Raw genomic sequence first — 22,477 nt, forward strand, 5'->3', positions numbered from 1 at the left:
AAGAATAATCTTTTTAACGTATTTAAGTAATGCTAATCTGTGGTGGGGCTTATGGAAGTACTGACAAATATGGTGAAAGTAAACCCTAATATAATTCCAGATGAAATTTACCTTTACAAAATTTTCAATAGGCCTGAAGATGGAACCAATATTTATAGAATCGCATACAACAACATGGGAGTAGTTATAGACTCTCAAAACAGAATTATTGCAACTCCACTTGAGCTGGAATACCAAGGAAAATTTGCTATAGAAGATGAGATATCATTTAGTGAACTCCCTGAGAACCATCAGTGTAAACTTATCCTCAGAATTCTGCGAGACAAGGGAATTTCAGATTATACCCTATCTAAAATCCTACAAAAATATAGGCGGCCAAAAATTTTTGGGGATTTTGAGATTATGCCTGAGGTGAAATCCTCGGTAATTAAACATGATAATAATTTTTATTTATTACTTCATCTATCACATCAAATTCGTAGCAAAAAGACATTGTGGGAACTCGTGGGAAAAAACAAAGAAATGTTGAGAGATTTCTTGAAAGAACACCGGGAAACTATACTCTTGAGAGATATTGCATCAGAGTATAAAACTGTCTACAAACCTAGCTTTGAAAGATATAGTGGTGACCCCAACATAATCGAGAGCCATCCTGATGATGTCCAACATTGGTATGACTATCATCTTGAACGATACTGGAATACCCCAGAGTTGAAAAAAGAATTTTACAAGAAATTCGGGCCCGTTGAGTTAGATCAACCAATAATCCTCGCTAGACCTATAAAGCGACATGATAAGAGAGACTTAGTTCATCTTTTGCCCCAATTCGTTGTTCCGGTATATAATGCGGAACAACTGGATGCTAATCTCGCGTCGGAGATTTTGGACTATTTAAAACTCGCTCCCGATCAGAGGATATTGCTTCTTTCAAGACTACTCAACAACATCAAAGCTAACACAAATGTCATAGTGCCATCCTTAGTTAAATTCAGAGCCAATGTATTTGATATTGATTTAAATAACGTTTTGCAGGTCAGAAATACTAGTAATGTTACTGTTACGCTAGCCGAGTTAAAGACGTCAAAAACAAAACTATTCACTTGGATGAACAGTAGAAAGTATCCAATCATACTGCCTTACGAAGTTCCAAAAAGGCTTAAAGAGTTCCAGAAAATACCCGTATTTATAGTTCTTGATTCTGCCCTTCCAGAGGATATCCAGACCTTTGCTAAAAAAGAGTTTACATACTTAATAAATAGTCTCCAGAAAAGTCTTTCAAGCTGGGTAGACTTTCCAGTTTTAAATATCCGGGAGAAGTATATTTTTACAATAGATTTGACTTCAGACAGAGATATCGTAAATCTAAGTATCAAACTGTCATACCTAATGAAAAATGCAGAACTGGGCTTAGCATTTATAGCGACCCGAACAAAGCTTCCAAACGAGACATTTGATGAAATTAAGAAAAGGCTATTTTCGATCAATGTAATTTCTCAAGTAGTTAATGAGGAGACACTATACAAAAGGGATAGGTACAATGAGTCAAGACTTAACTTGTATGTTCGACATAATATACTGTTCCAGGTGCTATCAAAATTGGGCGTTAAATATTATGTCCTCAAGCATAGATTTAGTTATGACTACATTATTGGGATTGACGTCACTCCAATGAAGCTTTCTCATGGATATATCGGAGGTAGTGCTGTAATGTTCGATTCCCAAGGATACATTAGAAAAATAATTCCTGTGGAAATTGGCGAGCAGAGTGGTGAATCCATCGATATGAAAGAATTTTTTAAGGACATGGTTGTTCAATTTGGAAAATTTGGGATTGAGTTAGAAGGTAGGAGGATTCTTATAATGCGTGATGGAAGAATCACAAATGACGAAGAAGAAGGATTAGCATACATCTCCAAATTATTTAACATTAATATAACAACATTTAACATAATCAAACGCCCATTGCTAAGAATTTTCACTAATAGTAAACTATATCTGGAAATAGGGGACTCTATCTACCTATTGCCCCACCGGGTTAAGCAATCCACAGGGACTCCTGTCCCATTAAAACTCAGCAAAAAAAGAGTTATCTCTAAGGGAAATGTAGAATTCCAGGAGATAACAAATGAGGATATCTTTGAAATATTTTTATTGACTGAATTGAACTATGGGAGCATCTCTGCGGATATGAAATTACCTGCTCCGGTACATTACGCACATAAGTTTGTTAGGGCGCTTCGTAAAGGATGGAGGATAAAGGAAGACCTTTTGGCAGAGGGATTTCTATATTTCGTGTAATTCTTGATTTTAATTTAACCCCCTGCCCTAGCGAGTCTGAGCGTTTCCATAAACCTCTCGATTTCCTCTCTGGCCCCCTCGATGGTAAGCCTGTACCGGGGCATGCCGTGAAACGGCTCCGTCTCCTCCACGCTGATAGAAACCCCTGCCCCGGACTTTCTAAGTATCTCTCTCAGCTCTCTCGGTGGGATGGCGGTTATGAGTTCCCTTTTCATGGCACCAACCCATCGCAGTTTCAGGATTTATAGCTTCCGCCCACCGAAACCTTTATAAAGGAAGATGTCATATGTAATATTGCAATTACACATGGAGGGGTGATATGACATGAAGAAGTTGCTGGCTGGATTTATGGCACTGGCCGTGTTCGGCCTTGTATTTGGAGCCGTTGCGGCATACCAGGGCACTCCGGGGCCTAACCCGGAAGTTGAGAGGGGCACCACGCCAATGGCCTACGCCAGGGGCATGGGGCATGGAAACGGCGGCATGATGGCTGGAGAAGGTACACCATACATGGGGCTTGGAGTTAAGTCCGCAAACCTAACCGAGGTCAGCGTCGACCCCGCGGAAGTAAGCGACTATCTTGCCCAGATTACCGTTGAAGAGTTCACCAACCCCCGCGGCATAACCGTCCAGAAGCTCGTCTACGACGGCGACTACGTCGGGAAGGTCGTGGGTAACTACGACCTCAGCGAGCTGGACGTCTATGCCGCCTACGAGACCCTCCACGGGGTTAAGGTCTTCCTGGCCTACGATGGCGACATAGTGGGCTTCGTTCTTATGAAGTGAGCCCCAAGCTCTTCACTTTTTTGTTTTGAGATGTTCATTCTATGAACCGCTGACCAGCTTTTTCGCTTCCTCTAGGACCTTTGCCGCGTGTCCCTTTGCCCGGACGTTGGTCTTTTGCCACACAATCTCACCGTTTGGGTTAAATATGAACGTGCTCCTTACCACTCCCTCGTACTCTTTTCCGTAGCGCTTTTTCTTGCCCCAGGCGCCGAGGGCTTTTATGAGTTCTGCCCCCGGGTCGCTGAGGAGCTTTATCCTGAGCCCGTGCTTCTCTTTGAATTTTATGTGGCTCTTTACGGAGTCCCTTGAAACGCCGATAACCTGGAAGCCCAGCTCTTCGAACTCTGGGAGGAGCTCCGTAAACTCTTTCGCTTCTGTTGTGCATCCTGGCGTGTTGTCCTTGGGATAAACGTAGAGCACGGTCCACTTTCCGAGGACTGCATCCCTGAGGCTTATCTCTTCCCCGTTCTCATCAACCACCCTGACCTCAAGCGGGTTCATATGACCACCAAAGTAATTAGGACAACCTAATTCATAAAAGTTCCGGTAACGTTATTTAGGTGGTGCGATAAAATGGAGTCTCAGGTGAGACCATGAGGCTGCCTTCCCACAAGACCAAGATTATAGCCACCATAGGGCCAGCTTCACTTAAGGAGAGGACGATTGAGGCCATGATAAAGGCGGGAATGAGCGTGGCGAGGATAAACTTCGCCCATGGCGATGAAGAACAACATGCAAAGACCATAGAGATAATAAGAAGAGCATCCAGCAGGCTGAACAGGCCGGTTGCAATCCTGGGCGACCTGCCGGGCGTCAAAATCAGGGTAGGGGAGATAGCGGGTGGTTCAGTTGTTCTGAGAAGATGGCAGACCATAACGCTGACCACGAGGGACGTCATTGGAAATGAGGCGGTGATCCCAATACAGTTCAAAGACTTCCCAAAGCTGGTATCGAAGGGGGACGTTATCTACCTGAGCGACGGGTTTATAGCACTCCGCGTTGAGAAAGTTGAAGCGCAGGACGTCACGTGCAAAGTTCTCGTTGGTGGAACCCTCTTCTCCCACAAGGGCATCAACATACCGAAGGCCCGGATGGCAATAGACGCAATCACAGAAAGAGACCTGAGGCTGATAGAGTTCGCCATAGAGCACGGTGTCGATGCAGTTGGGATAAGCTTCGTCGGCTCGGCCTACGATGTGTTAAAGGTCAGGCGTTTTATAGAGGAAAGGAACGCCAGCATGTTCATTATATCCAAAATTGAGAGACCTGACGCTGTCAGGAACTTCGATGAAATCCTGAACGCCTCCGACGGCATCATGATTGCCAGGGGTGACCTCGGCGTTGAGATGCCGATAGAAAAACTCCCGATACTCCAGAAGAGGCTCATTCACAAAGCTAACTGTGCCGGCAAACCCGTGATAACTGCAACCCAGATGCTTGAGAGCATGACCGAGGAGAAACTGCCGACGAGGGCAGAGGTCACAGACGTTGCCAACGCCATACTGGACGGAACCGATGCGGTCATGCTCTCAGAGGAGACCGCCGTTGGCAAGTACCCCGTGGATACCGTGAAGATGATGGCAAAGATAGCCAAGACAACGGAGGCTTACAGGGAGTCCCAGTGGACGTCGATGATGGCCGAGATGAAGCCGGGGGAGAGGTCTGGCCGTGCCCGGAGAAGGACGATAAAGGATGCTATTGCAAGGAGCATAATGGAAGCCCTGAATTCAATAGACGTCAAATACATACTCACCCCAACGAGGACCGGCCAGACGGCAAGACTGATATCGAGGTTTAAACCCCGGCAGTGGATTCTGGCGTTTGTAACTGACGAGAAGGTGGCAAACAATCTAATGTTTTCCTATGGAGTCTATCCATTCGTCGTGAGCGAAACCAGCGAGGATGAGATACTGAGGGTCATAAAAGGTCTCGGGCTTGTAAGGGAGAACGACACCGTACTGCTGACGAAGGGGACGCCCATAGGCAAAACTGTAGGAACGAACACGATTAGGATCTTTTCGGTTTGAGATTTTTATCCAATTTATGGGCGTTGGTATCAACAAAGGGAAATCAAGGTGTAACGGGAAAGACGGGGCATTAATAGCGGAGATAAACAAGATAAAGATAAAAATACGTGTGCTATCCGACTCAGTATTTCCCTTGATTTCCTCACTCCTCTGCCCTGAGCTTCAGCGATGTGTGCTCCTGCTTGAGCTCCTCCAGCTTTTCCAGAATCTTTTCACTGGTCTCTCTGAGCTGAAGTGCCAGCTCTTCGAGCTCCTTTATCTGCTCTTCCAGCGCCCTCTCGCGCTCCTCGATTTCTTCCATTGCCATTGCGAGCTTCTCCTCCTCGCTCTTTCTGTAGACTTCGATGCTCAGTCCCTCGTAGTCCCATTTGATAGTCCCCTCCTCGATCCTGAATGGCACGGTTATCCTGATGACGTCGCTCTTCTCAACGCCGAGCTCTTGGAGCTTCTCGAAGATTTTCTGGTTCAGCTCTCCCGCCGCTCTGATAACCTCTCTCGGATCAACTTTCTTCCGCGTCAGTGCGAAGAGAACGCGTCTCACCTTGTGGGCGTATCCGGATGCACGGACAAAGCCGGTGCTCAGCCTCATGGCCACCACCATAAGTGTTTTATCCTTTGGGAAATAAATAACTAACGGTGAGAAAAATGAACATCCTGATATTTGGCCCTCCCGGAAGCGGCAAGTCCACCCACTCCAGGACAATAACCGAGCGCTATGGCCTGACGTACGTCTCCTCCGGAGACATGATACGCGCTGAAATCGAACGTGGAAGCTCTCTCGGCAGGGAACTGGAGAGGTACCTTGCGCGGGGGGACCTGATACCGGACACTGTTGTCAACACGCTGATAATCTCACGGCTGAGACGTGACCGGAAAAACTTCATCATAGACGGCTATCCGAGAACCGCGGAACAGGTTCTGGCCCTTGAGAACTACCTCTACGACCACGGTATGAGCATAGACGTCGCCATGGAGATATCCATCTCCAAGGAGGAGAGCGTTGAGAGAATCTCGGGGAGGAGAATCTGCTCCAGGTGCGGGGCGGTCTATCACCTCAGATACCATCTCCCAAAAGTTCCGGGAAAATGTGATGTATGTGGTGGGAAGATCGTACGGAGAAAAGATGACAGGCCAGAGATAGTTGGAAGGCGCTACGACCTTTACGTAAGGAACATGGAGCCGATAATCAAGTTCTATAAGAAACAGGGCGTGTATGTAAGAATAGACGGGCACGGCAGTATAAATGAGGTCTGGGAGAGGATAAGGCCCCTCCTGGACTACATCAGGAATCGAGAGTCCCTTTCCCGAGGAGGCTCATGAGCTCCCGAACTTCCTCACTCTGGGCGAGTTCCTCGGCTGCTTTCTCTATTTCAACCTTTCTTTTGAGAATCGAGGCCAGGGTTCTGTCTTCGGGGTCTATAATTTTAACCTCAAGCGGAAAGACCCTCCGGGTCAGTGTTTTGAGATACGTTCTCGCTTTGTGTCTGACCTTCTTCTCAAGATTGCCCTTTTCCTCCGGGGGGAGAAGGCGATCCATCTTCAGGACTATCGTTAGTACGTGGGGCTCTTCGAATGGCACAGTTACCGCGAGGGCTGAAAACTCCACGTTCCACTCCCTCAGGGTTATTATAAGCCCTTTTCCAAGGCGTTCAAGGGTTCCCTTTATTTCCTCGGGCCCATTGACGATTAGCTTGGGAACTTTCCCTGAGTGAGTCTCCTCCGGCCCTTCGTCGACCACCTTGAAGCCAGAGATTGAAAACCTTACTCCGTAAACCTTACCGAGGGTCTCCGTAGCGTCCGATGCCAGCTTTTCCAGAAGACCGTAGACAAAAGGATCGATGTCCATGGAGAGAAACCTCCGGAGCCCCCTAACCTTCAAAAGGAAGATCAGGTTCAGCACCCTCTCTTCGGGCTGGACAAGAACTGTGAGCTCCTCCAACGATGCTCCAAAGGCCTCCACAGCCTCTTTAATCCTCCCTGCAAAGAGCTTATCGATAATCGGATAGTATTCCGGTGGATTGACGTTCAGCAATTTCAACACTCCATGATAGGATTATGGCGAAATCACTTTAAGGGTTTCCCATCAATTAATACCGGTGGTTCTTTATGAGGGTCAAATTTTACGCGACGTTTAGGGAGCTCATGGGCACTAAGGAAGTTGAGGTTCACGGTGTAAAAACGGTTCGTGAGCTCATAGAATACCTGGCCGAACGCTACAGTCCGGAGATCAGAAAACAGCTCCTAGAAACTGAGCGTGTTGCAGAAGGGAAGCCCGTTGACGGCATGATACTGGTTAACGGACACAACGTGCTCCACCTGAAAGGGCTTGATACCGAACTCAAAGAGGACGATGAGGTTCATATATTCCCCCCGGCCGGTGGTGGTTGATGGCGGTCGCTGAGATATGCCTCTTTCCGCTCGGGACGGGGAGCCCAAGCGTCGGGGGATACATTGAGCCGGTTATTGAAGTTATCAGGAAGAGCGGGCTGAAGTACCGGACCTGTCCGATGGGCACGGTCGTTGAGGGTTCGGTAGAGGAAATTCTTGAGCTGGTGAAAGCCTGTCACGAGGCTATCCTCAAAGCCGGGGCAGAGAGGGTCGTCATAAGCCTTAGAATAGACGATAGAACCGATAAGCCCCTGACTATTGAGGGCAAGATGAGGGTGTGATATGGCGGAGTACTTCGACAGAATAGCTGGCAGATACGATGACTGGTACAGAACAAAAACCGGGACGTACGTTGACAGGATTGAGAAGTGGCTCGTCTTTTCCATGCTGCAGTCGAAATCAGGAAAGGCCCTCGATCTCGGCTGCGGGACGGGCAACTACACACTCGAACTGAAGAAGAGGGGCTTCGACGTGATCGGCCTGGATGCCAGTGAGGGTATGCTTGAGGTGGCCCGCTCCAAGGGACTGAACTGCATAAAAGGCGACGCCTACAGTCTCCCCTTTCCAGATGAGAGCTTTGACCTTGTTCTCAGCGTTACGATGTTCGAGTTCATTTACGAGCCCGAGAGGGTTGTTGCTGAGATAAGCCGCGTCCTGAAACCGGGGGGCGAAGTTCTTATAGCGACTATGAACGGACGGAGCGCCTGGTTCGTCTTCAAGAGACTTAAGAGCGTGTTCGTGGAGACCGCTTACAGATACGCTCGCTTCTATACTCCGGGGGAGCTTGAAGACCTGCTCAGAGATGCTGGCTTTGCCGACGTCCGGAGCGGCGGGGTGATATTCTTCCCATCTTTCTGGCCGTTCCACGGCCTTGCCGAGAGCCTCGACAGAAAGCTCCACCGCCGTTGCAAGGACATTGCGGCTTTTATAGCGGTCAGGGGCGTGAAGCCTTGAGATGGATAAGGCTGATAACACGTGAGGAGGCTTGGAAGCGAGCCGAGCGGATAAAACGGGAATACGAGGCGATTTACGGCATCGAATTTGAACTTGAGGCTGCATTTATACCCCTCGCCAGCGTCGTGCCCACCCAGGCGGCGCTGAGCGAGGTCAAACTTCTGGTCGTTCTTCAGGAGATAAAGCACGGCTACAACGCCCCAGTTATAGTCATACCACACGGGAGCAGATACTACCTCATAGACGGCCACCACAGGGCTTTTGCCCTGAAGAAGCTGGGCTTTGGCGAGGTTGAGGCAATCATAATCAAGCCAAAGGGGGAATTCGTGCCCGGCGTTGCCAAGACGGCAGAAAAGGAGAGGTTAAAAAGGCTCGAAGACGTGAAAATAGTGAGGGATTAACCCTCCCAGACCACGTACTCCTTCTTTGTTATGAAGACGGGTTCTACCCTCTTTCTGACGATGACGACCTTGTCCTCACCGTACTTCTGGTAGAGCTTCTGGATGTATGCATCGAAGACTCCGTCGGGCATCGAAGCCTGAACGGTTATCTCATTGTCTCCCGGGACGACGCTTATGCCGCTCTTGACAAGTACGTAGGTTATAATGTCCTGGTGGGGTTCGAGGTAGAACTTATCCTGATAGATGTCCTTTCCGTTGGGCGCGATGTAGTAGACGACGCTTGCCCTGAGGTAGAGGTCAACCGTGCGCTCCTCCCTGAAGGCGGCGGTGAGCTTAAGTTTCCCGCTTTCTCCCTCCTTGAGGACGTAGCTGGGGTCGACGTTCTTGCCGTTTACATAGACGGGCCCATCGAGAACCCCAACCGGGCCGTCCTGAACGAGGATGAAGCGGTACTTGGTGGCGTTGGGTATGGTCAGGCTGACCTCGATGGGAGTCTCGTTGAGGTGGTTCATGTTGATGCCCTCAGCCAGGATTTCCCTCTTCACCAGCACGCTACCGTTGTAGGCCTCGAAGATGAGGGTTGCATCCTTGACGTCCCTTCCAAAGGCCGATATCCAGAGTCTCAACTTCTGTTCTCCCAGCGGGAGTTTTCCACCGCCGAGTGTGCTGTAGAAGGCTTTCCACGTTCCGTTCTCGAACTTGTCGATCCTGTAAACTGCGAAGGGTCTGAACTCGTAGGTCGAAACTCCGCCGTCCCTGTGAACCGGTTTGAAGTTGGCAAAGAGCATCTGGGCGTCCCACGGTTCGAAGGAGAACGGTATCTGGAACGCCAGCCTCACGAAGTTGCTGAAGGCTATCTTCCGGTACGCCAGAAGCCCGTAGCCCTGGAAAACATAGAGGACGTAGGGTATATCGCCCCTGCCCTGTATGACCTGTCCCTTGGTGAGGTCTATCGTCAGCACCGGCTGGTAGGCGTACTTCCCTGTGTTTATGTATACAACGGTCTTTCCGCTCTCGTTGGCGTACTGGATGTACTGGGCAGGTATGACCTGGAACATCGGATTGCTCTTGTACTCGCCGTATGTTATCGCACCACCGAGGTAGCTTATGGCGTTGAACTTGTAGATGTCCTGCTGCCAGACTATCATGTAATTCAGCTCCCAGGCCTCAAAGTCCTGCTCGCTCTCGTTTCCGTAGTGGGAGAAGAAGTCCGCCACAATGTAACGCCTGTCGTAGGCGTGACCTCCATCCGTTGCCGAGCGTCTGTGGCTGAGCAGGCTGGACTCAATCCAGTAGCCGTAGTCCCACCAGCTGGTCGCGCTGTCGAGCGGGTTGCTGTTCTCCTTGAGCCAGTTGAGGGAGTTGACCCACTCCGCCGGAACGGAGCCCTGGGATTTAGCATAATTGGTGGCAACGCTTTCCATGTACTGGGCACCTATAATAGGCAGAGGCAGGAAGAGGAGTATCAGAAGGACAGCGTAGAGTGCCTTCGTTGTTACACTCTCCTTCATGTTCTCCACAAAAAGGAAGGCCTCACCAACCGCAACACCCGCCAGCAGGAGTATCGCTCCAGAGGCTTGGAACACGAAACGAACCGCCAGAAGGAGCAGATAGAGTGAGCCGATGTAGTACGTAACTAGGAATACCTCCTTGTGACCGGTGAGGTCGTTTTTAACAAGCTTCCTAACGAACCTTGCGGCGACTATAAGGAACCCAACAGCGGAGAGGATGAAGATTATGGCGTCCTTCGTTTTGACGCTGTAGTATGTAGTTATTGTGTTCCAGTCTGTCTTCGCAAGCTCTGCCACCGTCTGGTAGAGGGGATTTGACTGTGTGGCTGCCCCCAGGAACTTGAACAGGTCTTTTCCAAAATATCCGTAAAATGCTAGGGCGGCAAAGATGGCTATACCTGCTACAACTCCAAATCTGTGCTTCTTGTCCGAGTACTTTAAGCCAGCTCTTTCTCCGTAGAGCATTATCGCAGTGAGAGCACTGAGTGCAATGAACCCCTCTAGGGCAAATATCAGAAACCATCTTATTCCCACGAAGCCTGTGTAGGATAGTGCCATACCGGTGAGTAGTGAAAGACCATAAAGCGGGAAGAAGTCTCTGACAAAAAGCCTTAGGGCATCCACCATTCCAAATATGAACAATACCACTACAGTGATGCCCGCGAAGAGGAGCAGTATGCTGACACCGAACGTGCTTCCGGTCCATGCTGCCATGTAGAGGACACTGGTAAGCAGAAACGTTGCCCCGGAGAGAATCTTCTTCAGGTTCCATTCCCTCTCATCAAGATACACCATGAGGAGGAACACGGCGTAGATGAAGAACATCATGAATGGTCCTTCACCACGGTTGTTGCCGGAGTATGTCTTGCTGAAGTTGGCGTAGGAAAACATCATGAACGCTGCCGCCCAGAGGCCGGCCCAGTTGGAATGGAGCTTCTTTCCGAGGAGATAGACTCCTATGATCGTCATTGCCCCCACGAACGGCGGCCAGAGTTTGAACGCCCCCAGCTGGTCGTAGCCGAATACCGAGACAATTTTGTAGAATACAGCCTGAATGGTGTAAAGGCCGAGGTAGCCACTTGCTTTTATCCCCGTGGGGGGGTCAGCGTAGGCAAAGTACTTAGGAATCCACTCGCTGATGGCTATCCTGTACATCTCGTAGTGGAAGAAGGTATCCGGGTCGAGGAAGGTCTTGTAGTTTGAGGTGACGTTCCTTATCCTGAAGCCGGCGTAGGCCAGTATGAGGACTATCAGGGGGAGGCCATAGGCCTTGAACTTCCGATAGTACTCGGGAAGGGAAGTTTTCTCCCCCTTCTTCTTTCGTTTCTCCTTAACTTTCGTTTTCACCATCCAAACCACCTCATTCAACGGTGACAGACTTGGCCAGGTTTCTCGGCTTGTCGGGGTCGTTGCCCCTCAGGACGGCCAGATGATAGGCCAGGAGCTGGAGTGGAACAGCGTAGACTATCGGCGTAAGGAGCTCGTCCATTTCAGGCATCTTGACAAAAACGTCAGAGACCTTTCTCAGGTCGTCCCTGTTTCCGATGCTTATTATATACGCCCCCCTCGCCTTGGATTCCTCGATGTTCGAGACCACTTTGTCAAAGGTCTTTCCGCCGGGCGCTATCGCCACAACCGGAACGCCGTCCTCAAGGAGTGCCAGGGGACCGTGCTTCAGCTCGCCGGCGCTCAGACCCTCCGCGTGGATGTAGCTTATCTCCTTGAGCTTGAGCGCGCCCTCAAGGGCCGTTGGAACGCTTATGCCCCTGCCGATGTAGAAGAAGTCCCTCTTTTCTTTGAGCCCCTCGGCCAGCTCTCTCAGCGATCCATCGTGTTTGAGAACCCTCTCAACAAGTTCCGGGACGGTGTTGAGTTCCCTCCCCAGCCTTTCGAGGTACTCATCCTCAGCGGTTCCAAGGACTCTCGCCAGTTCGATGGCGAGCATCGTAAGAACCGTCAGCTGGGTAGTGTAGGTTTTGGTGGCAGCGACGCCTATCTCGGGCCCGGCGTGGGTGTAGAGCGTCAAATCCGCTATTCTGGTAGCCATGCTCCCGACAACGTTGACTATCGCGAGAACCTTTGCGCACTTCCTTTTGGCCAGCTTCATGGCCGCGAGGGTATCCGCCGTTTCCCCGCTCTGGGTTATGGCTATGACAAGGGTGTTCTCGTCTATAATGCCGTCAAGCTCGTAGCGGAACTCGCTGGCATCCTCAACGATTGGAACCTTCCTTGCTAGCCTCTGGAAGAGGTACTTGGCAACTAAGCCAGCATGATACGAAGTGCCCATGGCCACTATGAATATTTTCTCGTATCTGGCCACCTCCTCCGCCACCGAGCGGATTATCCCGGCGTTTCCGTGGATGGCGTCCTTTATGGCCATTGGCTGCTCGTATATCTCCTTGAGCATGAAGTGAGGATAGCCCGCTTTTTCTGCCATTTCAAGGCTCCACCCTATCTCCTGGATCGATTTTTCAACGATTTTCCCGCTATCGAGGTTCTTAACCACCCAGAAGTCTTTTCCGATGATAGCGTACTCCCTGTCGTCCAGAAAAACAACCCTGTTCGTGTACTCAAGGAAGGCCGGAACGTCGCTCGCGGCGAAGTTTTCTCCCTCACCTATTCCAAGGACTAAGGGACTCTCGTTCCTCACGAAGTACAGCCTGTCTGGCTCTTCGGTGTATATTATGCCGAGCGCGAAGGAACCCCTGAGCCTGAGAAGGGCCCGTCTCATGGCCTCCTCAAAGCTCCCTCCAGATTTGAGCTCCTCCTCTATGAGATGGGCTATGACCTCAGTATCTGTGTCGCTGTCAAAACGGTGGCCACGTTTAAGAAGCTCCTCACGGAGCTCGCGGTAGTTCTCGATTATGCCGTTGTGGACGAGGGCGATCTTGCCGGTGCAGTCAGTCTGGGGATGGGCGTTAATGTCATTTGGAATCCCGTGTGTGGCCCAACGGGTATGTCCAATTCCCCTTTTGCCGGGCATTTCTAGAAAGCCGAGTTCTTTAGAGAGTTCGTCTATCCTCCCGGCTCCCTTCTTTATGTAAAGCCTCCCATCCTCTTCCGTAACTATTCCGGCAGAGTCGTATCCCCTGTATTCGAGCCTTTTTAGGCCCTTGACAATAATCCGGGAGGCTCTGCCGTCTCCGATATAGCCGATTATACCGCACATTACCTTCCACCCGCCTCTCTTACTCTTTCCCTAAATAAATGCCGGAAGTTAAAAGCGTTTCTCAACTGCGCTCTCTCGGTGCCCATTGATATACCATTTGGTTCAGCCTTCGATTGGTGGAAAAACCTTTATACCTAAGGGTATACGGAATGTGGGTGGGGTAATGGACAGGAAGCTCGACGAGTTCCTGAGACCCGCGTCCCAGCGGGCTGCTGCGAGGGATGAGCAGGCAGGGGCGCGTAAAAAGAAGAAACGGCTAAAATCAACCAGTCTTGACTCTTTTCTGCCCGACGAACACCTGGACTATTTCAAAAGGCTCCGTATCGGTTCAAAAAAGATACGGAACGCTAGAATCGAGGAACTATAGCCCCTCCGCTATTATCGCCAGCTTCCCGAACTGGAAAACGAAGGCCCTTCTATCGCCCTTCAAGTTCGCCTCTATCCTTTTCCTGACCTTCCAGTACTCTCCTTCGGGCACGCTTATCCTGAGGGTTGCCCTGCCGAAGCCCTCCTTCCTGAGAAAGTCGTTTATCCTGACCGGATGGAAGGGCACGATGCCCACAACGGCGTAGGTTCTCTTGAGGTAGGGGCTTCTGACTTCCTCGTTGCCCGTCGCCAGAACGCGCCTCTTCTCGCGGAGGAGCATCCTTGCGTCCGCATCCAATACATGGAACAGCTCGTTTATCAAACCGGCATAATCAACGCTCTGGGGGATCTCATAGAGATACTCGCCCGGCTTTTCAGTCCATTCGACTATGTTCTCCAGATCAGGATCGCTCTCAAGCCTCGCTCCAGCGGGCAGGATGACGGCGCTCCTCTCGGCTTTTGCCAGGGGTTCTGTGTAGAATGTCAGTCTGTTGAGTGCCCCAAAGAGGTCTATATACTCGAACTCCCCCCTCCAGGGAACCCTCTCCCGCCTCATCTGGGGAGGCAGGTCAAAGATGAAGGCGTCCGTTTTGGATTTGTAAGTCCTGTACACCTCAAGAGGGCTCGGCAGGAGGTCTTCCAGTCTTCTCTCGGGCATCTCAGGTGGTCTCGCCGGGTCCGAGAATATTACCTCGGCATTAACCTTCTCAACAGTATCTTTGCTGAGCGAATCGGCGTTTATGAACTCGATGTTGTGAACCCCATAGCGCTCGGCGTTCCTCCGAGCGAACTCCACCTTTAGGGGGTCGATATCGATTCCATAGGCCTTCTCAACCTTCATCGCGTAGAAGATCAGCTGAATTCCGATCCCGCAGGAGACGTCGGCTATGCTTTTGACACCAAACTCCCTCAGACGTTCGGCACGGTATTTTGCCACCGCTTCATGGGTGGCGTAACGCAGGCCTTCCAGGTCCATCCAGAGATCGTCCCGGGAGAACTTGTCCCTTGCCCTTATTCTGGCCCTCGCTATCTCGGCTATGAGCTCCCAGTTCTCACCGAGCTTGGCGCGAAGCTTCCTCTCGTCTAAACCGCGTCTTATCATGTCCACGGCTTCTCTGATTTTTTCCTCAGTGATCCCGCTGAGCATGTTTCCGCCTAGGGGGAGAGGCTTAAAAACGTTGCCGCGCTAATCTATCCGGTGGTAAAATGGACTGGAAAAGGGCCCTCTTCATCGCGATTTCGGCCGTCATACTGCTCGGTTCATTCTGGTATCTCTACGATTTCGCCTCCCGTTCTGACCTAAGGGACTACATCGGAGATGAGGTCTGGTACGTCCCTGCCAGCAGGAACGTTCTCCACAGGCTTGGGGTTGATCTTCACTACGTGAACGAAACAACGAACTCAGCGGGGATAAACGTGATCTTCTCAAACACGAGCGTTCGGATAAAATACCAGTACGACGTTGAGAAGATAGCCCTCCGGTACAACGCAACCTACGAGATGGAGTACCTCAAGTTTCCGGGCGTTTACTTCGAGATACCCTCGGACAACGTGGAGGGCTTCCTCAACGCCCTGTCCGCGGAGATACCGGTGGATGCATACTACGTAGTCCCCGGCTACAGGTATCCCGACAAGGACAACATCCAGAACTACCTAAACACCGAGCACCCCTTCCTGGGGAAGGACATCATAATGCTCGGCATGCTCGTCGAGGACAAGCCCATAAACTGGCGCCTGCCGGGAATAATCGCCTTCGTCCTGATAGGCGTCCTGGTCGTTCTGGCAACGTACAGGATAAGCGGCAGCTACCTCGCGGCGCTCATAGCCCTCATCTTTACCGTCGCGGACCCGACCCTCGAAGCCACCGCTGTAACGGCCATGCTGGACATCCACGTGGCCCTCTTCGTGGCCCTTTTCACGACGTTGCTGGTCTATGAGCGGAAAAAAGCTTCAGCCTTTGCTGTCGGCCTTGCCGCTGCCGCCAAGCTCAGCGGGGCGTTCGGTTACCCCGTGCTCCTGGTAAAGGCTTTCAAGGGCGAACGGAAGCTGACGGGTTTTCTGCTCACCATAGCGGTTCTCCCAGCCTTGGGATTTCTCATCCCCAACTTTGTGGCTATAAGGGCGGTGGGCTTCGAACAATGGGTTGAGGATATACTGGGTAGCTTCCGCTGGCACCTCTCGAACAAGGGCGGCCATCCCGCGGCTTCGCCAGTCTGGGAGTGGTTCATAAACAAGAAGGCCTTCCCCTTCCACTACAACCCCAACATATTCGCCCAGACGGACCCGTTCCTGCTCCTCAGCATGGTTCTGTTCATACTCGCCCTCCCCTGGCTGTACCGGAGGAGGGGGAAGCTGCTGATTCCCTACGGCGTGTTCTGGAGCACGGTTGGCTTCTTCATCCTTCAGTATCTCCTCGGGGGGACGACCCAGTTCAGCTTCTACGCTACCGTCCTCGTACCTCCGGCGGCAATGGTCATGGGCGTTGCGCTGAAGGAGCTCCTGCGCTGGGAGGCATTCACGGACTCCCTGTGGCTGTACCTCGAATGGCTGTTCGAGATAAAGGACAGAATAAGGCTGAGGCTGTGGAGGTGAAAAACCGTTAAGATGCCGTTAGGCTTTTCTCTTCCTTCCTTATTTTTGAATTTTCGAGAAGATGTTGGCTTCTCAAGTGGGCTTCGCATTCCACTCCGCAAACGAAATCCTTAAAAAGTTATAAGCTGAGTATTATACTATGCCAATAACTTTCGTTGACAGGAAGAAGGAGCTTGGGTTCCTCGAAAGGCTGTGGGGGATGGACAATTCATTCCTCCCCGTTTACGGCAGGAGGAGGGTCGGCAAGACGAGGTTAATCAAGGAGTTCATAGCAGACAAACCGGCAATTTACTACCTTGCCCGCAACAGTACGTACCTCGACAACCTCCGGGGTTTTTCAAGGCTAGTTCTTGAGCGGTTCTCTATCCCTTATCTGAGCGAGGAGTCGTTTTCGAGCTTTGGAGACGTTTTCAGGTATCTGGCCGAGAGGGGAAAGCTTGTCGTGGTCATAGATGAGTTCCCCTACCTGATCCAGTCCGACAAAAGGGTTCTCAGCGAGTTCCAGTACATAGTGGACGAGATAGTGAGGGCGTCAAGCCTTCACCTGCTCCTCGTCGGCTCTTCCGTGGGAATGATGGAGGAGCACGTTTTGAGCCAGAAGAGCCCGCTCTACGGCAGGCGGGACGGCCAGATTAAGCTCTCCCCGCTGGGTTTCTTCGATTCCTGGAGGCTCTTAGGTGTAGGTGTTGAGGAGGCGGTCAGGATATACGGGATAACCGGCGGGATTCCAGCCTATCTTGAGCTTTTCAAGAAGTTCGATGACGTGAAAAGGCTAGCCTTCGACAAGAGGGGCTTTCTCTATGCTGAAGGTGATTTCCTCCTTTCAAGCGAGCTGAGGGAGCCTAGGGTTTACAAGCTGATTCTCAAGGCGATAGCCGAGGGAAAGAGGAGGTTCAACGAGATAAGCGCCTTCACCGGAATACCGCGCTCGAACCTCTTCAAGTACGTCGAGGTTCTTGAGCGTCTCGGTTTTCTCAGGAGGGGGATACCAGTTACGGCCAGTCCAAAGACGAAGAACACGCTGTACAGTATAGCGGACAACTACTTGGCATTTTACTTCCGCTTCGTTGAGCGCTATAAGGATTGGATAGAGCTTGAAAGCCTTGAATTCTGGGGGGAGTTCATGGAGGAGTACAACCACTATCTCGGAGGGGTTTTTGAGGACGTTGCAAATCAGTTCCTCATCCAGCTCAACAAGGCCGGAAGGCTTCCCTTCAGATTCACGAAAATCGGCCGCTGGTGGCGTAAGGGCGAGGAGATTGATATTCTCGCGCTGAACGAGCGTGAAAAGAAAGCCCTGCTCGTTGAGGTCAAGTGGAGGGAGTTGAGCGAGAGGGAGGCGAGGGGGATTTTGAAGGATTTGGAGAGGAAGGCTGAGCTTGTTGGGCTGGATGAATGGGAACACCACTATGGCCTCGTGGCGAAGAGCGTGGAAGGAAAGGAGGAGCTGAGGGAAGAGAGCGTTTTAATCTGGGACTTGGGGGACTTTGAATTCATTTCAAAAACTCATCCAGACTGACCTGTCCTTTCTTTGATTTTCTGACCTCCATCTCTGCCTTCAGCTTTTCCTCTATCTTCCTCAGCGTCTTCCAGCTCCGCCGGACTATCGGCGGAAAATCGCCATGCTCTTTGTAGTACTCCTCAAGGAACTTCCTTGTCCTCGGGTCGCTCGGATAGCCGCTTCCAATCTCCCCGTACTCCTCCTTCAGCTTTTCTATCGCCCTGTCGCGGGTCACCTTCGCCAGGATTGAAGCGGCAGAAACCGGCACGAACTTGTCGTCGGCTCTGTGTTCGGCGATAATTTCCGCCTCGAAGTTCAGCTTTGCCCCTATCTCCTCGCCAAAGCGGGCCTCCTTCACGTCTGCTGCATCAACGTATATCACGTCGGGCTTAACCCTGAGGGAGTTGAGGGCCCTGACAAAGTTCTCCACCTCGAACTCGTTGAGCGTTCCAGCGCGGGAGTCAATCTCCTCTGGCCATAATTCCAGAATTACATAATCATCTAAAAGTGGGATTATTTCACCGAACAGCCTCTCCCTCCTCCTGGGTGTCAGCTTTTTGGAGTCCTTGACTCCGAGCTCTTCGAGCTTCGGAACGTTTTTCTCGTCAACAACCGCTGCCGCTATTACCATTGGACCTATGACCGGCCCCCTTCCGGCTTCATCAATCCCGGCGAGTTTTCTGCCCAAGGTCTCACCTCCTGAAGAGCAGGGCACCGTAGATGATGCCCAGCATTATCGTTGCCAGACCGCTCGGGGGTATGTCCGTGAAATACGCAAGGATTACCGAGGAGAGCTGTATCGCGAGGGTCAGCACGAGGCTAACGGCGAGAACCTTTCTTATGTCGCTACTCACCATTAACGCTATTGCACCAGGAAGTACGGCCACAACCTGCAGGGTAATCAGCCCTACGGTCTGCACTATAAGCGCTCCGATGGCACCGACGAGGACGTAGAGAACCGTCAGATAGGCCCTCACGTTGCCTCCGTAGCTTTCCACTCCCTCCGGGTCAAAGCTGAGGTAGAGAAAGTCGCGGTAGAGGAAAATCATCAGGAAGAACAGAACCGCTCCGCCTAGGACGAGCACCGTGAGGTCGTTGAGGGTTATCAGGAATATTTCGCCCGTGAGGTACGAGACTATGCTCTGGCTGAGGGGGAAGTACGGCCTGCCCGCCATGACTTTGTACAGGACGCCGAAACCCAAAACTGTCAGCCCCGCCACAAAGCTCGCAACGATTCCTACCGCCGAGTCCGGGGAAAACCCTGCCCTTTCAAGCTGGGCTATAATGAGAACCACTGCGACCGTCACGACCAGCGCCGTGAGCATGACCAGTGAGAGGTTCTCGAAGAGCAGTCCGAGTATCATCCCCAGGACAGCCCCGAAGAGAAGGGAGTGGAAGAGCGCATGGGTTAGAAAGGCCAGCCCCTTCGTGTTGATTAGCGGACTGAGCATCCCAAGGAGAACGCTGACCATAATGCTCGCCAGTATGGCGCGCAGGAGGTACTCCGGAATCACAGTCCCCCACCCCCGTGCTCGTGGAGGTGAGCGTCCCCGGTTATGCAGAAGAGCCTGCCCTCAACGGGCACCACCCTGGCCAGCGGGCCGTAGACGGATTTGATAATGCTGTCTCTGAGGACTTCCTCCGGCCTGCCGAAGGCCACAAGGCGCCTGTTGAGCAGCATGACCCTGTCCCCCAGCTCTATTAAGGGGTTTATATCGTGGGTTGTGATTATCATCGTTATGTTCCTCTCACCCTTTATCCTCTCAAGGACGTTTGCAACCTCCACCCTCGCGCTGGGGTCAAGGGCCGAGAGGGGTTCATCAAGTAGGAGCAACTTGGGGTCGCTTATGAGCGCCCTTGCGAGAAGAACCCTCTGCTTCTGACCGCCACTCAGCTCGCGGAAGAGCCTGCTCTCGAAGCCGGACAGTCCAACGAAGCTGAGAACTTCTGCCGCTTTCTCCACCACATCTCGGGGCATTTTGAAGTGCGCGAAGCCCTTCCGGTAGATGCCCCCCATCGCAACTACCTCTAAAGCCGTTAGCGGAACCTTCTCGTTGAGGGTGTGGCTCTGGGGGACGTAGCCAATCAGCTCCCTCGCATCGCACGGGAGTCTGTCAAAGACCCTGAGTTCCCCGGAGTACTCCCTGTGAAAGCAGGCTATCGTTTTGAGGAGAGTGGTCTTGCCGGCACCGTTCGGCCCGAGGAGGAGGAGCGTTTCGCCCTCTTCGAGGAGGAAGTCAACCCCCTCAACTGCCGGCTTCCCCTCGTAGGTTATTGTGAGGTTCTTAGCGATTACCGCTGCCATAAACATCTCCGGACTCCAGATTGAACGGCGCGCTTTTAAACCTTCATGTGCTGTTCGTGGGGGGATACCAGATGGGGTCAATATTGGAGTGACCCCGGTTTTCAAGGTTTTGCATTCCTCGATGGACTTGTGTGGATAGTGGCTGGCGTTCTCGGCGGCAGTTCCAGGGCGACTGTGCTGCCGGTTATTCTCTCAGGGGCTTTGTGCAAAAATTTTAAAAGCACAGGCCTGTACTCCCATTAGAAAATTTTTGCAAGGCTCAAGTTTATAAGGGCTCGAACATACTCGCTGGAGGTGATGCTCATGGCGTACCACAAGGGTGGAAGAGGAGGAAAGAAAAAGAACAGGCAGGTTCAGGGTGACGAGGTTATTCGTGTCCCCCTGCCAAAGGAAGGACAGCTCTTTGGAGTAATAGAACAGGCCCTGGGTTCAGGGTGGATGGACGTCCGCTGCGAGGACGGAAAAATCAGAAGATGCAGGATTCCGGGCAAACTGAAGAGGCGCATGTGGATGCGCGTTGGAGACGTCGTCATAGTCCAGCCCTGGCCGGTTCAGACCGATGAGAGGGGCGACATAGTGTACCGCTACACCAGAACCCAGGTTGACTGGCTCCTAAGGAAGGGCAAGATAAGCCAGGACTTCCTCACCGGCGGCGAGATGCTCTTCTGAGCATGGCACTGAGTGATAGCGATGCGCGAAGAGGTCATCGAGCGGGAGATCGAGGACATGCTCGGCCTCAGGGAGAGGCGCGAAAAGGACAGTGAACTCTATAAGATAGCCAACGAGGTCTTTGACAGAACCACCAAGGAGACCCTCGCCTATCTGCACAGGAGGGGAAAGGTCGAGGCACTTTACGGTGTAATCAGCACGGGGAAAGAGGCCAACGTCTTCGCCGGGATTGACAGCGAGGGCAACAGGGTGGCGGTGAAGATATACCGGACCTACACCACCGAGTTCAGACGCATATGGGAGTATTTGGCTGCAGACCCGCGAGTCGGCTACCTGCCAAAGGACCTGAGGAAGCTCGTCTTTGTCTGGACGCGGCGGGAGTTTAAGAACCTCCAGCGGGCGATAAAATACGCGGTTCGCGTCCCCGAGCCCGTAATCTTCCGCAACAACATCCTGGTGATGGAGTTTATAGGCGATGATTTACCCGCTCCAAGGCTCAAGGATATGGAGCGCGAGCTTGAGCTCAGCGACTTCGAGGAGCTCTACGACTTCACGATGCGGGTTATCGAGAGGCTCTGGAAGAGGGGCGATATGGTCCATGGCGACCTGAGCGAGTACAACATACTGCTCCACGACGGCCCGGTGGTCATAGACTGGTCCCAGGCGACCGTGAAGAGGAACCGCATGAGCCTGGAGCTGCTTAAACGTGATCTGAGGAACGTCATTAATTACTTCAGTAGAAAAGGTGTGGATGTTGATAATTTTGACGATAAGTTCCGCGAGCTGGTTGGCCTTTAGAGGGTGAGAGTATGGACGAGTTTGAGAGACTCCTTAAGAAGTACGAACGCCTTGACAAAGACGGCAAGCCCATTCGGGAAGCCCCCGAGGAGGAGATAAGCTACGCCGCCCTGGGAGAGCAGGAGGAGTTCCTGAGGATACCCAAAGACAGGGTGGCGGTCGTCATAGGAAAGAAGGGACAGACCAAGAGGGAGATAGAGAGGAGAACGAAGACCAAGATAGAGATAGACAGCGAGACGGGTGAGGTGTTCATAACCGCCACAAAGGAGACTGACGACCCGCTCGCCGTCTGGAAGGCGCGCGATGTTGTCATGGCCATTGGGAGGGGCTTCTCGCCGGAGAGGGCCTTCAGGCTCTTCAACGAGGGCGAAGTCCTTGAGGTGGTCAACCTTACCGACATAGTCATCGGCAACGACAAGAACGCCCTTCCGCGCGTTAGGGGAAGGATAATCGGCAGGAAAGGGAGAACACGCGAGATAATCGAGGAGATGAGCGGTGCTGATGTGAGCGTCTACGGCAAGACCGTCGCGATAATCGGCAACCCGATTCAGGTTGAGGTTGCCAAAACTGCAATAGAGAAGCTCGCCAAGGGCTCCCCGCACGGTGTCGTTTACAAATACCTCGAAAGGAGAAAGAAGGACCTTGAACTGGAGAGCATGAGCTATTACGAGGCCCTTGGCGGCGAACTGGAGAAGAACGAGGAGGAATGAAA

24 protein-coding genes are annotated in these 22,477 nt (G+C 51.9%); 14 read left to right on the plus strand and 10 right to left on the minus strand.

Going from position 1 to position 22,477, the window contains the following annotated elements; translation table 11 throughout:
• The first annotated feature begins 39 nt into the window (after nt 1-39).
• Nucleotides 40-2,298, plus strand: coding sequence for a Piwi domain-containing protein (locus tag NUS69_RS02500; protein ID WP_258084286.1), 2,259 nt, complete (start codon nt 40-42; stop codon nt 2,296-2,298).
• A gap of 14 nt (nt 2,299-2,312) precedes the next feature.
• On the opposite strand, the gene NUS69_RS02505 is transcribed toward NUS69_RS02500, so the two are convergent.
• Complete coding sequence (locus tag NUS69_RS02505; RefSeq protein WP_258084287.1) at nt 2,313-2,513, minus strand: TIGR04140 family protein; 201 nt, start codon at nt 2,511-2,513, stop codon at nt 2,313-2,315.
• Between the two features lie 109 nt (nt 2,514-2,622).
• Between NUS69_RS02505 and NUS69_RS02510 the strand changes: the two genes are divergently transcribed.
• Entirely contained in the window at nt 2,623-3,084 is a 462-nt protein-coding gene (locus tag NUS69_RS02510) for a hypothetical protein (protein WP_258084288.1), read from the plus strand.
• A gap of 39 nt (nt 3,085-3,123) precedes the next feature.
• On the opposite strand, the gene NUS69_RS02515 is transcribed toward NUS69_RS02510, so the two are convergent.
• On the minus strand, nt 3,124-3,585 hold the full coding sequence (locus NUS69_RS02515; protein WP_258084289.1) for a peroxiredoxin: 462 nt from the start codon (nt 3,583-3,585) through the stop codon (nt 3,124-3,126).
• 92 nt (nt 3,586-3,677) lie between these two features.
• Between NUS69_RS02515 and pyk the strand changes: the two genes are divergently transcribed.
• A complete protein-coding gene (gene pyk / locus NUS69_RS02520; RefSeq protein WP_258084290.1) occupies nt 3,678-5,111 on the plus strand; it encodes a pyruvate kinase in 1,434 nt (477 codons plus the stop codon).
• 142 nt (nt 5,112-5,253) lie between these two features.
• Here the strand turns inward: pyk and NUS69_RS02525 are convergent, their stop codons facing one another.
• On the minus strand, nt 5,254-5,700 hold the full coding sequence (locus tag NUS69_RS02525) for a single- stranded DNA-binding family protein (RefSeq protein ID WP_258084890.1): 447 nt from the start codon (nt 5,698-5,700) through the stop codon (nt 5,254-5,256).
• A gap of 56 nt (nt 5,701-5,756) precedes the next feature.
• Between NUS69_RS02525 and NUS69_RS02530 the strand changes: the two genes are divergently transcribed.
• Nucleotides 5,757-6,431 carry an adenylate kinase gene (locus tag NUS69_RS02530; protein WP_258084891.1) on the plus strand — a complete coding sequence of 225 codons (675 nt, stop codon included), beginning with the start codon at nt 5,757-5,759 and terminating at the stop codon, nt 6,429-6,431.
• Here the strand turns inward: NUS69_RS02530 and NUS69_RS02535 are convergent.
• Nucleotides 6,394-7,152 (minus strand): hypothetical protein, encoded by a 759-nt coding sequence (locus NUS69_RS02535; RefSeq protein WP_258084291.1) that lies wholly within the window; start codon nt 7,150-7,152, stop codon nt 6,394-6,396. The two genes, NUS69_RS02530 and NUS69_RS02535, sit on opposite strands and share 38 nt — an antisense overlap.
• A gap of 65 nt (nt 7,153-7,217) precedes the next feature.
• Here NUS69_RS02535 and NUS69_RS02540 point away from each other — a divergent pair, with 65 nt between their 5' ends.
• The 4 genes from NUS69_RS02540 to NUS69_RS02555 are packed head-to-tail and all read left to right on the plus strand — an operon-like array spanning nt 7,218 to nt 8,854.
• On the plus strand, nt 7,218-7,499 hold the full coding sequence (locus NUS69_RS02540; protein WP_258084292.1) for a ubiquitin-like small modifier protein 1: 282 nt from the start codon (nt 7,218-7,220) through the stop codon (nt 7,497-7,499).
• On the plus strand, nt 7,499-7,780 hold the full coding sequence (locus NUS69_RS02545) for an MTH1187 family thiamine-binding protein (RefSeq protein ID WP_258084293.1): 282 nt from the start codon (nt 7,499-7,501) through the stop codon (nt 7,778-7,780). The genes NUS69_RS02540 and NUS69_RS02545 overlap by 1 nt, the downstream gene beginning before the upstream one ends.
• Nucleotide 7,781: 1 nt before the next feature.
• Entirely contained in the window at nt 7,782-8,453 is a 672-nt protein-coding gene (locus NUS69_RS02550) for a class I SAM-dependent methyltransferase (protein WP_258084294.1), read from the plus strand.
• Nucleotides 8,450-8,854, plus strand: coding sequence for a ParB/RepB/Spo0J family partition protein (locus NUS69_RS02555; RefSeq protein ID WP_258084295.1), 405 nt, complete (start codon nt 8,450-8,452; stop codon nt 8,852-8,854). The genes NUS69_RS02550 and NUS69_RS02555 overlap by 4 nt, the downstream gene beginning before the upstream one ends.
• Here the strand turns inward: NUS69_RS02555 and NUS69_RS02560 are convergent.
• Both NUS69_RS02560 and glmS read right to left on the minus strand, forming a co-directional pair.
• Nucleotides 8,851-11,715, minus strand: coding sequence for a peptide transporter (locus NUS69_RS02560; protein WP_258084296.1), 2,865 nt, complete (start codon nt 11,713-11,715; stop codon nt 8,851-8,853). The genes NUS69_RS02555 and NUS69_RS02560 overlap by 4 nt on opposite strands.
• Nucleotides 11,716-11,725: 10 nt before the next feature.
• Nucleotides 11,726-13,534 (minus strand): glutamine--fructose-6-phosphate transaminase (isomerizing), encoded by a 1,809-nt coding sequence (glmS, locus tag NUS69_RS02565; RefSeq protein ID WP_258084297.1) that lies wholly within the window; start codon nt 13,532-13,534, stop codon nt 11,726-11,728.
• A 163-nt stretch (nt 13,535-13,697) separates the two neighbouring features.
• On the opposite strand from glmS, the gene NUS69_RS02570 reads away from it, so the two are divergent.
• Nucleotides 13,698-13,901: a PCNA-inhibitor gene (locus tag NUS69_RS02570; protein ID WP_258084298.1), complete on the plus strand. Its 204-nt coding sequence runs from the start codon at nt 13,698-13,700 to the stop codon at nt 13,899-13,901.
• Here NUS69_RS02570 and NUS69_RS02575 read toward each other — a convergent pair.
• On the minus strand, nt 13,896-15,047 hold the full coding sequence (locus tag NUS69_RS02575) for a methyltransferase domain-containing protein (protein ID WP_258084299.1): 1,152 nt from the start codon (nt 15,045-15,047) through the stop codon (nt 13,896-13,898). The genes NUS69_RS02570 and NUS69_RS02575 overlap by 6 nt on opposite strands.
• A gap of 59 nt (nt 15,048-15,106) precedes the next feature.
• Between NUS69_RS02575 and NUS69_RS02580 the strand changes: the two genes are divergently transcribed.
• Together NUS69_RS02580 and NUS69_RS02585 are read left to right on the plus strand one after the other, a co-directional pair.
• A complete protein-coding gene (locus NUS69_RS02580; protein WP_258084300.1) occupies nt 15,107-16,492 on the plus strand; it encodes a dolichyl-phosphate-mannose--protein mannosyltransferase in 1,386 nt (461 codons plus the stop codon).
• A 139-nt stretch (nt 16,493-16,631) separates the two neighbouring features.
• Nucleotides 16,632-18,011, plus strand: coding sequence for an ATP-binding protein (locus tag NUS69_RS02585; protein ID WP_258084301.1), 1,380 nt, complete (start codon nt 16,632-16,634; stop codon nt 18,009-18,011).
• Here NUS69_RS02585 and rnhB read toward each other — a convergent pair.
• The 3 genes from rnhB to NUS69_RS02600 all read right to left on the minus strand — a co-directional run bounded on the left by rnhB (nt 17,986) and on the right by NUS69_RS02600 (nt 20,298).
• Nucleotides 17,986-18,624 (minus strand): ribonuclease HII, encoded by a 639-nt coding sequence (rnhB, locus tag NUS69_RS02590; RefSeq protein WP_407704652.1) that lies wholly within the window; start codon nt 18,622-18,624, stop codon nt 17,986-17,988. The genes NUS69_RS02585 and rnhB overlap by 26 nt on opposite strands.
• A 61-nt stretch (nt 18,625-18,685) precedes the next feature.
• Nucleotides 18,686-19,507, minus strand: a complete 822-nt coding sequence (locus tag NUS69_RS02595; RefSeq protein WP_258084303.1) for a metal ABC transporter permease — start codon at nt 19,505-19,507, stop codon at nt 18,686-18,688.
• Nucleotides 19,504-20,298, minus strand: coding sequence for a metal ABC transporter ATP-binding protein (locus tag NUS69_RS02600; RefSeq protein WP_258084892.1), 795 nt, complete (start codon nt 20,296-20,298; stop codon nt 19,504-19,506). Before NUS69_RS02600 ends, NUS69_RS02595 begins: the two co-directional genes overlap by 4 nt.
• A gap of 303 nt (nt 20,299-20,601) precedes the next feature.
• On the opposite strand from NUS69_RS02600, the gene eif1A reads away from it, so the two are divergent.
• Genes eif1A through NUS69_RS02615 form a run of 3 tightly spaced genes read left to right on the plus strand, consistent with a single transcriptional unit; the run spans nt 20,602 to nt 22,475 of the window.
• Nucleotides 20,602-20,967, plus strand: a complete 366-nt coding sequence (gene eif1A / locus NUS69_RS02605; protein WP_258084893.1) for a translation initiation factor eIF-1A — start codon at nt 20,602-20,604, stop codon at nt 20,965-20,967.
• Between the two features lie 21 nt (nt 20,968-20,988).
• Nucleotides 20,989-21,765, plus strand: a complete 777-nt coding sequence (locus tag NUS69_RS02610) for a serine protein kinase RIO (RefSeq protein WP_258084304.1) — start codon at nt 20,989-20,991, stop codon at nt 21,763-21,765.
• Between the two features lie 11 nt (nt 21,766-21,776).
• Nucleotides 21,777-22,475 carry a KH domain-containing protein gene (locus NUS69_RS02615; RefSeq protein WP_258084305.1) on the plus strand — a complete coding sequence of 233 codons (699 nt, stop codon included), beginning with the start codon at nt 21,777-21,779 and terminating at the stop codon, nt 22,473-22,475.
• Nucleotides 22,476-22,477 lie beyond the last annotated feature (2 nt).

It is taken from the genome of Thermococcus thermotolerans (assembly GCF_024707485.1).
GTDB lineage: Archaea > Methanobacteriota_B > Thermococci > Thermococcales > Thermococcaceae > Thermococcus > Thermococcus thermotolerans.